Raw genomic sequence first — 12,778 nt, forward strand, 5'->3', positions numbered from 1 at the left:
AGGCGTTCCGTCCCCGCCGCGGAGCCCTCCCGGGCGCCCTGCGGCCGACCCGACCGGTCCGGCGCCGGATCCCTTGCCCGCGGATGCCGGCGGGAGTAGCCTGAGCGCCATCCGGCCAGGGGACCCACCAGGAGGTGGCGGCCATGGACGACCCGGTCCCGGTCCTGCTGCTCGCGACCAGCGACCCGGTCTCCCGGGGCATCCTGGGGGACGAGCTGCGCCGGCGCTACGGCGCCGACTACGAGGTCGTGGTCTGCGCCGACCACGCCCACGCCCGGGCGATCCTCCGAGGACTGCGGCGCTGGGGCCGCGCGGTGGCCCTCATCGTGGGGTGCTACGGCCCGGCGGACCGCGACGGGCTGGACCTCCTGCGGCGCGCCTACGCCGAGCACCCCGCCGCCAAGCGGGCCGTCGCGGTGACGTGGGGCGACTTCGCCAGCGGCCCCACCGTGTTCCGGGCCATCGCCCAGGGCCACGCCGACCTGCTCGTCCTGCGCCCCGAGCGCCCGCGCGACGAGGAGTTCCACGGCGCGATCACCGACGCCCTCGACGACTGGCACCTGGCCCAGGGCGGTGGGTTCGAGGCGGTCCGGATGATCGGGGACCAGCGCGACGAACGGGCCCACTCGCTGCGCGACACCCTGGTGCGCAACCACATCCCGGTGGGCTTCCACCCGGTCGGGTCCCCGGCCGCGCAGCGGATGCTGGAGAGCCTGGGGCTGCACGACCCGGCCCTGCCGGTCCTGGTGCTGCAGTTCACCTCGCCGCCGACGGTCCTGGAGGATCCCAGCGACCCGGAGATCGTGGAGGCGTTCGGGCTGAACCGGCCGCCGCCGACGGACAAGGTCTTCGACGTCGTCGTCGTCGGCGCCGGTCCCGCCGGGCTCGCCGCGGCGGTCTACGCCTCCTCCGAGGGCCTCTCCACCATGGTCGTGGAGCAGCAGGCCGTGGGCGGCCAGGCCGGCACCAGTTCGCTGATCCGCAACTACCCGGGCTTCTCCCGCGGGGTGAGCGGCGCCCACCTGGCCTTCCGCTCCTTCCAGCAGGCCTGGGTCTTCGGCACGGACTTCCTGTTCATGCGGCGGGTCGAGAGCCTCGAGGCCGACGGGGCCGTGCGCACGGTGACCACGTCCGACGGCGGCGTGGTGCGCGGGCGCACGGTGGTGGTGGCCACCGGCGTGGACTACCGGCGCCTCGGCGTGCCGCAGCTCGAGGCCCTGGTGGGCCGGGGCGTCTTCTACGGGGCCGCCGTCTCCGAGGCGCCGTCGCTGGCCGGGCAGCGCGCCTGCGTGGTGGGGGGCGGCAACTCGGCGGGGCAGGCGGCCCTGCACGTGGCGAAGTACGCGGAGCACGTGACGCTGCTGGTCCGGGGTCCCTCGCTCGCGGCCAGCATGTCCAGTTATCTCATCACCCAGCTCGAGGCGACCCGCAACGTGACGGTCCGCTACGGGACCTCGGTGGTGGGCGCCCGCGAGCAGGACGGGTGCCTCACCGCCGTCGTGGTCACGCCCACCGGCGGTCCCGGCGCCGTCCGTGCGGAGGCGGGCGCGGAGGTGGGCGCGGCGACGGCCCCGGAGGATCCCCCGGTGGAAGGCCCGGTGGAAGGCCCGGTGGAGGGCCCGGAGGAGATCGCGGCGTCCGCGCTGTTCGTGCTGATCGGCTCCGTGCCGCGGACGTCGTGGCTGCCCGGCTCGGTGCAGCGCGACCGCGCCGGGTTCCTGCGCACGGGCGGCACGGGAGATCTCGAAGGTCCCGGGGACGGCGCACCGGCCAGGGCGCCGCTGCCCCTGGAGACCAGTCTTCCGGGCGTCTTCGCGATCGGGGACGTCCGGGCCGGCTCGGTCAAGCGCGTGGCGACCGCCGTCGGGGACGGCGCCACCGTGGTCTCGCTCCTGCACGGCTACCTGTCCGGGCACCCGCCGAACGCCCCGGCCGCTCCCCCGGCGTCTCCCCCGGCCGCTCCCCCGACCCCGCGCCCGGCCCCGGCGGCCGGCCGCGAGGAACCGGTCGGCGATGCGCTCCGCGACTGAGACCGCGCCGCTGATCCCGGCGATGCGTCGGCTGCTCTACGTCGCCGCCTTTCTCGTGTTCCTGGCCGGGCTGGTGCTGTTCGTCTTCCCGCTGCGCACGGCCGACTGGTTCGCCTGGACGATCGAGCCGCCGATGACCGCCGTGTTCCTCGGCGCGGCGTACTGGTCCAGCGCGCTCCTCGAGGTGGCGGGGGCCCGCTCCGCCGGCTGGGACCGGGCCAGGCTGGCCGTCTGGCCCGTGTTCGTCTTCACGACGCTCACCCTGGGGGTGACCCTGCTCCACCTGGACCGCTTCCACCTCTCGTCGGAGCACCCGCCCCTGGCCCGCTTCGCCACCTGGGCGTGGCTGGCGATCTACGCCGCCGTGCCCGTGGCCATGCTCGTCATCGGCCGGCTCCAGCTCCGCTCCCGGGCACCTGCCGCCCGTCCCGCGGCGGCCGGCGCCCCGCTGCCGCGCGGGCTGCGGGTGCTCCTGGCCGCCGTCGCCGCCGTGCTGCTGGGCGTGGGCGTCGGGCTGCTGGTGCTGCCCGCGGCGGCGGCGGCGCTGTGGCCGTGGCCGCTGACCCCGCTCACGGCGAGAGCGGTCGGGGCGTGGCTGGTCGGGCTCGGCTGGGCCGCGGCCTACGCCCTGCGCCGCGGCGACGCCCTGACCGTCCGCCCCCTCGGGGTGGGCGCCCTGGCGTTCGCCCTCCTGCAGGCGATCGCCCTGCTGAGGTACGGCGACGCCCTGACGTGGGCCGGCGCGCCCGTGATCGGCTTCGTCACCGTCCTGCTCACCATCGGCGCCGCGGGCGGATGGATCCTCGCGCTGCGCCCGGCGGCCGCTCGCCGCTGAGGGCCGCCCCGGGGCGGGCGGCGCTCCGGGATCCCCGGTCCGCCGCGCCCGGCCACGGGGTCAACCGGCGGGGACCGACCCCGCGGACGGTGCGGACCCCGCGGGGCGTGCCGCCGGGATCAGCCGCGCAGCGCGGCGAGGGCCTCACGGAAGGCCGTGTGGGCCTGCAGCTCCGCCCGCACCGGTTCGACGACGGTGCGCCGGCCCGCCCCGGCCACCGAGGCCCGCAGCTTCCGCCGGACCGTGCGCTCGCGCAGCCGGGCGCCGAAGCCGGCGAGGATGCGCCCGGTCAGCGCCAGGAACAGCCCGGTCACGACCCCGGCGAGCACGAGCAGGGTGGGCACCGGCAGCGGGAAGCCCTCGACGGTGGGGGGCGGGGGCACGGGGATCTGGAAGTACTCCAGGAGGAACAGCCCCAGCAGCCACACGAGGCCGGCCACCACGGCGAGCATCGCGAGCCACTGCAGCACGTCGAAGAGGAACCACCACCAGACTCCTCTCCGGGCCCGGAAGTCGGTGCCGGCGATGGCCTGGTCGATGGCGTCGGGCAGCCGGTCCTCGTGGGTGCGGGCGGCCTGGCGCACCGACCGGGTCCACGGCTCGGCGGCCCCGGCCGCGGCGTCGTGGGCGAAGCCGCGCACGGCGGAGTCGGCGGCCGCCCGCTGGGCGGCGCCCATCGGCGGCAGCGAGGTCCGGTTGACCTCGGGGTTCACCGCGTCCCCCCGGTCCAGGTTGAGCCGGCGCATGGGATCCTTGCGGAACTTCAGCAGCCACCGGGTGGCGATCCACCCGGTGTGCCCGGCGGCGTGCAGGGCGTAGGACCTCCCGGCCGCCCGCGCGATGCCCGGGACGTTGGCGGCCTGGGCGAGGCCGTCGGTGAGCCGGTCCTCCGACTCCGGGGTGATCCCGGCGGGCTCCCCCTCGCCGGAGGCCAGCGCGAGCCGCTCGGCGGCGTCGGTGACGTCGGCGTCGAGCCGGGCCCCGGCGGCGGCCTTCGTGTCCGCGACCTGGCGGATCCGGGAGCGCAGGGCCTCGACGCCCTCCCCCGTCAGGGCGGAGACGGCCACGGGCTTCGAGAGCCCGGTGGTGGGCAGCCCGTCCTGGGCCACGAGCTCCGCGAGCGAGGCCATCACGGCGGGGACCTCGGCGGCGGGCAGGCGGTCCACCTGGTTCATGACGACCATGGTCACGGCTCCGTGGCGGGCCAGCGGGGCGATGAACTCCTGGTGGATGATCGCGTCCGCGTACTTCTGCGGGTCCACGACCCACACCACCACGTCGACCATCCCGACCAGCCGCTGCACGATCGTGCGGTGGTGCAGGCTCACCGAGTCGAAGTCCGGGAGGTCCAGCAGGATGAGCCCGCCGGGTCCCTCCGGAGCGGATCCCCCGGTGAGCCGTTCCCGCACGCGCGTCCACCGCCCGGCGTCCTCCGCGCCCGCGGGCAGCGGGGTGTCCACGTGGTGCCGCTGGGAGACGTCCAGCCAGTCCAGCAGGGCCTGGCTGCCCGGTTCGCCCCACACCGCGGCCAGCGGCTCCGAGGTGGTGGGGCGGCGGGCGGCGGCACGGGCGATCTCCCGGCCCACCACGGCGTTGAACAGCGTCGACTTCCCGGACCCGGTGGCGCCGAAGAAGCCCACCACGGTGTGGTCGGCGGACAGCGAGCGGCGCTCCGCGGCGCGCGCCAGGACGGTGCGCGCCGCGGCGACGGCCTCGTCGTCGAGCCGTCCGTCGGCGAGGTCCGCGGCGCGGGCGAGCGCGGGCAGCCGCTCGGAGAGGGTCGGGACCGGCCGGCGGGCCGGGCTCACGGGGTCTCCCCCAGGGTCCGGGCGGCGGTGCGGATCCGCTCGGCGGCGGCCTTCAGCTCGTCCGCCCCGGGGCGTCCGTCCAGGACGTCGAGGCGCCGCAGGAACACGGACGCCTGCTCGTCCAGCAGCGCGGAGATGCGCGCCTCGAGGTTCCGGCGGGCGTCCTCGGCCATCCGCCGCACGGCGTCCTCGCCGAACACGGCCTCGAGCAGCTTGGTGCCGACCACCCCGGAGCCGCCGGCGATGCCGACCTCCAGGCCGGTGAGCCCGCCCGTCATCGAGAACACCCCGATCATCAGGATCACGGTCAGCGCGTTGACCCCGAGCGACATGGCCCGCGCCTTCGTCCGCTTGTCGGCACCCTCCCGCTGGATCAGCTCCATGAGGTCGCCCTGCCAGGCCCGGACCTGCTCGGCCGTGCGCTGCCGGAAGTCGGGGGGCAGGGCGCCCAGGTCGGAGCCACCGAGCAGCACGCGGCCGGCCGGCTCGTCCTGCCAGCGGCGCTCGGCGGTCTCGGAGGCGCGCGCGGCCTCCTCGACGATGACGGTCTGCAGACCGGTCTCGATGGCCTCCTCGACCTGCACCTCCGGGGCCGGCTTGCCGCTGAAGAAGGCGGTGAGCCGGTCGCGGACCCGGCCGATGCCCGCCTCCAGGTTGCGGAAGAACTCCCCGGTGCCCACGAAGTCCTGCCAGCGGGCGAGGACCTCGCCGCGGAGCAGGGTGCCGTCCCGGGTCGAGTCGATCACGGAGGCCAGCGCCTCGTCGAAGGCGCGGTCCACGTCGTGGCGCAGCTGCGCCCCGGCCCGCTGCTGGGAGAGCACGGCGTTCCCGGCGGCGTCGGTGCGCTCGGCGATGGAGCGCACCGCCCCGCCGAGGGTGCGCCGGGCGATCTCCGAGCGCGTGGCCGCGTCCCGGCCGAGCTCGGCGAGGAAGTCCACGACGGGGGCGACGACGTGGGGCGGGAGCATGCCGGTCTCGTTGAGCGGGAACTCCGGGACCGTGAAGACCGGGGCGTCGCCGAGCCCCCGGTCGCTGAGCATCCGCCGGAGGTCCTCCTCGATCTCGGCCTCGAGCCCGAGCGGGACGCGGTCGAGGACCACGGCCACGGTGATGTCCCGCCCGGCGGCCTCCACCAGCAGCCGCCACGGGACGGCGTCCGCGTAGCGGTTGGCGGTGGTGACGAACAGCCAGAGATCGGCGGCGGCCAGCAGCTGGCCGGCGAGGCGGCGGTTCTCGTCGGAGATCGAGTCGACGTCGGGGGCGTCGAGCAGGGCGACGCCCTCGGGGATGCGGGGCTCGGCCAGCAGCACGAGTGCCTGGCCGTCCGCGGTGCCGGGCAGCGCGGACGGGGACGCGGTGTCCGCGGCGGTGGTGCCCGGCGGGGTGACCTTCCGGGCGTGGATCCGGCTCAGGTGCGGGAGCACTCGCTGGGTCGAGAACGCCTCGGCGTCGCGGGGGTGGTGGACCAGGATCGGTTGGCGGGTGGTCGGGCGGATCGCCCCCGCACGCGTGACGGGGTGACCCACCACCGCGTTGACGAGGGTGGACTTCCCCGCGCCCGTGGACCCGCCGACCACCGCGAGCAGCGGGGCGTCGAGGGAGCGCACCCGCGGCAGGACGTAGTCGTCCAGCTGGTCCACGGCGCGGTCGATGTCCTCCCGCTCGCGCAGCACGTTCGTGGTGGACAGCGGCAGGCTCGAGGCCGCGAGCAGGTCCCGCGCGTGCTCGAGGGCCCTGAGGGTCTCTGTCTGATCGGTCACCCGCTCATTGTGCCAGTCAGCCTGCTGTGCACCTACGGGGCCTCCCCGGCTCAGCCCATGCGCACGGCGATCTTGCCGCGGACGTGGCCCTCCTGGCTGAGCCGGTAGACCTCGGCGGCCTCGGCGAGGGGCACGCTGCGGGCGAGCTCGATGCGCAGCGCGCCCCGGTCCACGAGCCGGCTCAGCTCCGTGAGGTCCTCGGCGGAGGGCCGCACCCACATCCACGTCCCGCCGTGGGCCTCCACGGCGTCGTCGGCCACGGAGGCGTGCCGCCCGCCGTCCTTCAGGACCGCGAGCGTCTGCTCGACGACCCCGCCGACGAGGTCGACCACGACGTCCACGCCCTCCGGCGCGAGCTCCCGGACCCGCTCGGGCAGCCCGTCCCCGTAGACCACCGGCTCCGCGCCCAGGCCTCGCAGGTAGTCGTGGTTGGTCTCCGAGGCGGTGCCGATGACCCGGGCTCCCCGGGCCACCGCGAGCTGCACGGCATAGCCGCCCACGCCGCCGGAGGCGTTGTGCACCAGCACGGTCTGGTCCGCGGCGACCTCCAGGCGGCCCAGGACCTGGTAGGCCGTCAGGCCGGCCAGCGGGAGCGACGCCGCCCGGTCCCAGTCCACCGAGGCGGGCTTCGGCGCGAGCAGCCGGGACGGCAGGGCGACGTACTCGGCCATCGTGCCGCCGTGCACCCAGTCCGTGCGCGCATAGGAGATCACCTCGTCCCCGGGCGCCCACTCGGGCACGTCGATGCCGGCCGACTCCACGACCCCGGACACGTCCCAGCCGGGCACCACCGGGAACTGCACCTCCAGGAGCGGGTCGAGATTGCCGGCCATGATCTGCCAGTCGACCGGGTTGACCGCGGCGCTGCGCACCCGCACGAGCACCCAGCCCGGGGGCACCTTGGGCTCGGGGAGGTCGGTGAGCTCGAGGACTTCGGGGCCGCCGTAGCGGGCGTACGTCAATGCCTTCATGCTCCGGGCAACCGGGGGCCGCGGGGGCCTATTCCCGGGGGCCGGTCAGCGGCCCGGTTCCCGCCGGTGGTCCGTGGCGTAGGCGGCGAAGACCTCCTCGGGGGTCGTCCCCGTGCTGACGAACTCCTCCCGCAGCTTCTGCCCCAGCTGCTCGAGGGCCAGGCCGAGGCGGCGGGCGCTCGTGCACACCTCCGGCGAGGGGGACGCGGCGGCCCGGTCGCGCAGCTCGAGCGCATAGGACAGCTGCCGGGCCAGGGAGAGGTCCGGGTCCTCCTCCTGGAAGTAGTAGGTCTCCCCGTGCTGGGTGAAGTCGATCCGCGCCTTCGCCACCTCCGCGGCGAGGCCGTCCAGCACCCGGGCCACCGTCACGGGGTCCTCCCGGGCGATCCCGTCGGCGTAGCCGACGTCGGACAGGGCCTTCAGCTCCAGGGCCAGGGAACGGCGGCGGGACAGCGGCGGATAGATCTGCGTGAACCACGTCAGGGCCGCGGTGAGCAGGGCGAACCCGGTCAGCGCCTCCAGCGGGGTGGCCAGCCGGACCCAGGGGTCGGTGGCCACGACGTCGCCGAACCCCAGCGTCGCCAGCGTCACCAGGGAGATGTAGAGCGCGTCGAGGGCATCCGGGTAGTCGACCGGGTTCACCCCGGGCGAGTACGTGAACCCCTGGGGGACGTGCGGCAGATAGACCAGCGCCCACCCGACCCCCTGCATCAGCACCCAGAGGAGGACCACCGTGATCATCGACCCCGGGCCCACGGCCGAGCCGAAGCGGTGCCCGGTGAGCCGGGAGATCCGCCAGACGACCGTCTGCACCCGGCCACCGATCGCGCCCGTTCCACTGGGGTGCAGCAGGCTGTGGTACATGTCCCAGAGGCCGACCAGGACGATCGTGATCCCCAGCACCGTCAGCAGCACGCCCACGTCGTCGCTCCGTTCCTGTTCGCGCGGATCCTTCCCCGCCGACCCTACCCGGCGCCGCCCGCGAGGGCGGGTCCCTCGCCGTCCCCGCCCGGCCCCGCCCGGCCCCGCCCGGCCTTGCCCGGCCCTGCCCTGCCCGGCCTTGCCCGGCCTTGCCCGGACGACCATCAGCAGGGTTACGGTAGGGGGACGCGGTCCGGACGGGCACCGCGGCTCGCCCGGACACCGGAGGCGGACACCCGAGGCGAACACCGAGGAGGAACACCGATGGACGTCAATCTGCTGCTGACCCTGTTCGCCGGGGCGATCCTGGTGCTGTCCACGTTCTCCACCCTGTTCCAGCGACTCAGCCTGCCCGGCCCCCTGCTGGCGCTCGCCTTCGGCGTGCTGATCGGCCCCCACGCCCTGGGCCTGCTGCGGATGGAGGACTTCGGGGTGCCCCAGGGGACCCTGCTCGAGCAGGCGGCCCGGATCACCCTGGCCGTTGGCCTGGCCGGGGTCGCGCTGCGCCTGCCGCACGGCTACTGGCGCAAGAACCTCCGCTGGATCGCGGTGATCATCGGCCTGGGCATGGCCCTGATGCTCGTGGTCGCCACCGGGGTGCTGTGGTGGGGACTGGGAGTCCCGTTCCTGGTGGCCCTGCTCGTCGGGGCGATCGTCACGCCGACCGACCCGGTGGTCACCACCCCGATCGTCACCGGCTCCATGGCCGAGGAGAAGGTCACCGAGCGGGTGCGGCACAACATCTCCGCCGAGAGCGGGCTCAACGACGGACTGGGCTACCTCTTCGTCATGCTGCCCGTGCTGCTGCTGACCGCACCGGACACGGCGTGGCAGGAGCTGCTCACGAAGGTCCTGCTGCGGGAGGTGCTCGGGGCGGCCGTCATCGGCGTCCTGGCCGGGTACCTGCTGGGGAAGCTGTTCGTGTTCGTGCAGGACAAGGGGCTGATGGAGGAGAGCTCCTATCTGGCCTTCGTCGTGCCCCTGGCCCTACTGCTGCTCGGCGCCGGCAAGCTGCTGGGCACCGACGCCGTCCTGGTGGTCTTCGTGGGCGTCGCCGTGTTCGGGCAGGTCATCCCCCAGCGGGAGGAGGAGCAGGAGGACCGCGTCCAGGACGCCGTCTCCCGTCTCTTCCTGCTGCCGATCTTCGTGCTGCTGGGCATGGCCCTGCCCCTGGCCGAATGGGCCGCCCTGGGCTGGGGCCCGCCCGTGATCCTGCTCGCGGCCGTGCTGGTGCGCCGGCTGGTCACCGTGTGGATGCTGCGGCCGCTGTTCACGAGCCTGCACGACCGGTCCGAGACGGTCTTCCTGAGCTGGTTCGCCCCGGTGGGGGTCTCCGCGCTGTTCTACGCCACCCTGGCCGAGCGCCACACCGGCCAGCACGAGGTCTTCGTCTACACCACCCTGGCCATCACCGCCTCCGTCGTGGTGCACGGACTCACCTCCGCGCCGCTGAGCGCCTGGCTGCAGCACCACGAGCCGCAACTGAAGGAGAAGGAGGAGCACTCCGCATGACCGCGCCCCGCACCGTTCCCGTCCCCCGAAAGAAGTGTGATCGACATGTGGTTTGACGGCTGGCCCCAGCTCCTGCGCATCGTGGTGGTCGGCGCGGCGGCCTACGCCTCGCTGGTCGTGTGCCTCCGGGTCTCCGGCAAGCGCACGCTCGCCCAGCTCAACGTCTTCGACTTCGTCGTGACCGTCGCCCTGGGCTCCACGCTGGCGACCATCTTCCTGAGCACGGACGTCTCCTGGGCGGAGGGCGTCACCGCGTTCGGCGTCCTGGCCGGGCTGCAGCTGCTCGTGGCCTGGATCTCCTCCCGCTGGCCGCGCGTGCGCGGCGTCTTCACCGCCGAGCCGGCGCTGCTGCTCGCCGAGGGGCGGATCCGCCACGAGGCGCTGCGGCGGAACCGGCTCACCGAGTCCGAGCTGCGCCAGGCCGTGCGGATGCAGGGCACGGGCGACCTCTCCCGGGTCGAGGCCGTCGTGCTCGAGACCAACGGCAAGCTGAGCGTCATCACGTCGAGCAAGTACGGCGACGGGTCCGCGCTCGAGGACGTCCGGGGCCTCGCGACCCTGCGCGGTGACAGTGGCCGGGACGGATCGGGGCCGGGGGCGCCATGATCCCGAACCCTGTGTCCGGGGACACCAGGATCCGGACCGAGGGCCGCGTGGGCACGGCCCTTCAGGAGTAACGGCCACCCAGGAACAGCGGGCGCCGGGGTTCCCTGCCGTCGCCGGCAGGGTTACCGTCGGACGGACAGGCTGTGGGGCCGCCTCGCCCGCACGGCACAGCCCCGGCACCGGAGGAACGGGGTCAGCATGGTCGATCGCATCGCGCAGATCTGGGGGACGCGCACGCCCTTCGGCCGAGGACAGCGGTGGCCCGTGCGGGTCCACCAGGTCCTGGCCGAGGGACTGGCCGAGGCGGACGTGGAGCGGTGGGTGCAGTCGGCGTGCGTGCTGTGCAGCAACGGCTGCGCCGTCGACATCGCGGTCAAGGACGACACCATGGTCGGGGTCCGGGGGCGGGCGGTGGACATCGTCAACCACGGCCGGCTGGGCCCGAAGGGCCTGTTCGCCTCCTGACAGGGCGTGAGCCACCGGGACCGCCTGACCCGTCCGCTGGTGCGCGAGAACGGGGAGCTCGTGGAGACCGACTGGGAGACGGCCATGGACCGGATCGTCACCCGCAGCAGGGCCCTGCTCGCGGAGCAGGGACCGCTCAGCCACGGCTTCTACACCTCCGGGCAGCTGTTCCTGGAGGAGTACTACGCCCTCGCGATCCTGGGCAAGGCCGGGATCGGCACCCCGCACATGGACGGCAACACCCGGCTGTGCACGGCCACGGCGGCGGCCATGAAGGAGTCCTTCGGCTCCGACGGCCAGCCGGGCAGCTACGCGGACATCGACGAGTGCGACGCGGTCTTCCTGTTCGGCCACAACATGGCCGAGACCCAGACGGTGCTGTGGGCGCGGGTGCTGGACCGACTGGCCGGCCCGGACCGGCCGCAGGTGGTCTGTGTGGACCCGCGCGAGACGGAGGTGGCCCGGCACGCCGACGTGCACCTGGCCGTGCGACCGGGCACCAACCTGGCGCTGAGGCACGGACTGATCCGCGAGGTCATCGCCCAGGGATGGATCGACGAGGACTGGGTCGCCGCCCACACGCTGCACTTCGAGGACCTGGCCGAGCAGATCGAGCCCTGGACCCCCGAGGCCGGGGCCGAGGAGTGCGGGGTGGCCGCGGCCGACGTCGTCGAGGCCGCCCGGATCTTCGGCACGTCCGAGCGCGTCCTGTCGACCGTGCTGCAGGGCTTCTACCAGTCGGTCCAGGCCACAGCCTCGGCCTGCCAGGTCAACAACCTCCACCTGCTCCGGGGCCTGCTCGGGAGACCGGGCTGCGGGATCCTGCAGATGAACGGCCAGCCCACCGCCCAGGACACCCGCGAGTGCGGGGCCGACGGCGACCTGCCCGGGTTCCGCAACTGGGAGAACCCCGAGCACGTCCAGCAGCTGGCGGAGCTGTGGGACATCGATCCGCTGGTCATTCCGCACTGGGCCCCGCCCACGCACGCGGCCCAGATCTTCCGCTACGTCGAGCAGGGCTCCATCGAGTTCCTGTGGGTCTCGGCGACCAACCCGGCCGTGTCCATGCCCCAGCTGCCGCGCATCCGCGAGGTCCTCGAGCGGGAGGTCCTGTTCCTCCTGGTCCAGGACCTGTACCTCACCGAGACCGCCCGCTACGCCGACGTGGTGCTCTTGGCCGCCGCCTGGGGTGAGAAGACCGGCACCTTCACCAACGTCAACCGCACCGTGCACCTGTCGGACCAGGCCGTGGCGCCCCCGGGGGAGGCCCGCAGCGATCTGCAGATCTTCCTGGACTACGCACGGCGGAGGGACTTCCGCACCCGCTCGGGCCGCCCGCTGCTGGACTGGTCCGGGCCGGAGGACGGGTTCGACGCCTGGCGCGAGTGCTCCCGGGGCCGGCCCGGCGACTACACGGGGCTCAGCTACGCGACGCTGCGCGGCGGCAGCGGGATCCCCTGGCCGGTCACCGAGGAGCACCCCGACGGCGCCGTGCGCCTCTACGAGGACGGCGTGTTCCCCACCGGTCCCGACGACAGCGAGACCTACGGCCACGACCTGACCACCGGCGCCACCGTGGGACCGCAGGCCTACCGGGCGATGACCCCGGGCGGGAGGGCGGTCTTCAAGACCGCTCCCTACCAGGGTCCCCACGAGCCCCCGCGGCAGGAGTACCCCTTCCGGTACACCACGGGCCGGACCGTCTACCACTTCCACATCCGCACCAAGACCGGCCGGGCCCCGCAGCTGCAGGGTGCGGCGCCCGACGCGTGGGTGGAGATGTCCGTCTCCGACGTCGCGGCCCTGGGACTGACCGAGGGCGACGTGGTGCGGGTGGAGTCCCCCCCCCCCCCCCCCCCCCCCCCCCCCC

Annotated in this window: 8 protein-coding genes and 1 pseudogene; 5 read left to right on the plus strand and 4 right to left on the minus strand. The window is 74.5% G+C overall.

The features are described from left to right. Window positions 1-143: 143 nt before the first annotated feature. Together ABL57_RS02360 and ABL57_RS02365 are read left to right on the plus strand one after the other, a co-directional pair. Window positions 144-2,030: an FAD-dependent oxidoreductase gene (locus ABL57_RS02360; RefSeq protein WP_047801840.1), complete on the plus strand. Its 1,887-nt coding sequence runs from the start codon at window positions 144-146 to the stop codon at window positions 2,028-2,030. After that, on the plus strand, window positions 2,014-2,865 hold the full coding sequence (locus ABL57_RS02365; protein WP_047801841.1) for a hypothetical protein: 852 nt from the start codon (window positions 2,014-2,016) through the stop codon (window positions 2,863-2,865). Before ABL57_RS02360 ends, ABL57_RS02365 begins: the two co-directional genes overlap by 17 nt. Window positions 2,866-2,984: 119 nt before the next feature. On the opposite strand, the gene ABL57_RS02370 is transcribed toward ABL57_RS02365, so the two are convergent. From ABL57_RS02370 to ABL57_RS02385, 4 genes are read right to left on the minus strand one after another with little or no spacing between them, the layout of a single operon-like run. Then, window positions 2,985-4,673: a GTPase gene (locus ABL57_RS02370; protein ID WP_047801842.1), complete on the minus strand. Its 1,689-nt coding sequence runs from the start codon at window positions 4,671-4,673 to the stop codon at window positions 2,985-2,987. After that, window positions 4,670-6,433: a dynamin family protein gene (locus tag ABL57_RS02375; protein WP_047801843.1), complete on the minus strand. Its 1,764-nt coding sequence runs from the start codon at window positions 6,431-6,433 to the stop codon at window positions 4,670-4,672. Before ABL57_RS02375 ends, ABL57_RS02370 begins: the two co-directional genes overlap by 4 nt. A 50-nt stretch (window positions 6,434-6,483) precedes the next feature. After that, window positions 6,484-7,404 carry an NADP-dependent oxidoreductase gene (locus ABL57_RS02380; RefSeq protein ID WP_047801844.1) on the minus strand — a complete coding sequence of 307 codons (921 nt, stop codon included), beginning with the start codon at window positions 7,402-7,404 and terminating at the stop codon, window positions 6,484-6,486. A 45-nt stretch (window positions 7,405-7,449) separates the two neighbouring features. Continuing rightward, window positions 7,450-8,325 carry a potassium channel family protein gene (locus tag ABL57_RS02385; protein ID WP_053004694.1) on the minus strand — a complete coding sequence of 292 codons (876 nt, stop codon included), beginning with the start codon at window positions 8,323-8,325 and terminating at the stop codon, window positions 7,450-7,452. 264 nt (window positions 8,326-8,589) lie between these two features. On the opposite strand from ABL57_RS02385, the gene ABL57_RS02390 reads away from it, so the two are divergent. The 3 genes and pseudogenes from ABL57_RS02390 to ABL57_RS02400 all read left to right on the plus strand — a co-directional run. Further along, window positions 8,590-9,837 carry a sodium:proton antiporter gene (locus ABL57_RS02390; RefSeq protein ID WP_047801845.1) on the plus strand — a complete coding sequence of 416 codons (1,248 nt, stop codon included), beginning with the start codon at window positions 8,590-8,592 and terminating at the stop codon, window positions 9,835-9,837. Between the two features lie 45 nt (window positions 9,838-9,882). Continuing rightward, window positions 9,883-10,443, plus strand: coding sequence for a DUF421 domain-containing protein (locus ABL57_RS02395; protein WP_047801851.1), 561 nt, complete (start codon window positions 9,883-9,885; stop codon window positions 10,441-10,443). Window positions 10,444-10,641: 198 nt separating this feature from the next. Next, a pseudogene (locus tag ABL57_RS02400) lies at window positions 10,642-12,778 on the plus strand (molybdopterin-dependent oxidoreductase); the annotation flags it as partial.

Source organism: Kocuria sp. SM24M-10 (genome assembly GCF_001027955.1).
GTDB lineage: Bacteria > Actinomycetota > Actinomycetes > Actinomycetales > Micrococcaceae > Kocuria > Kocuria oceani.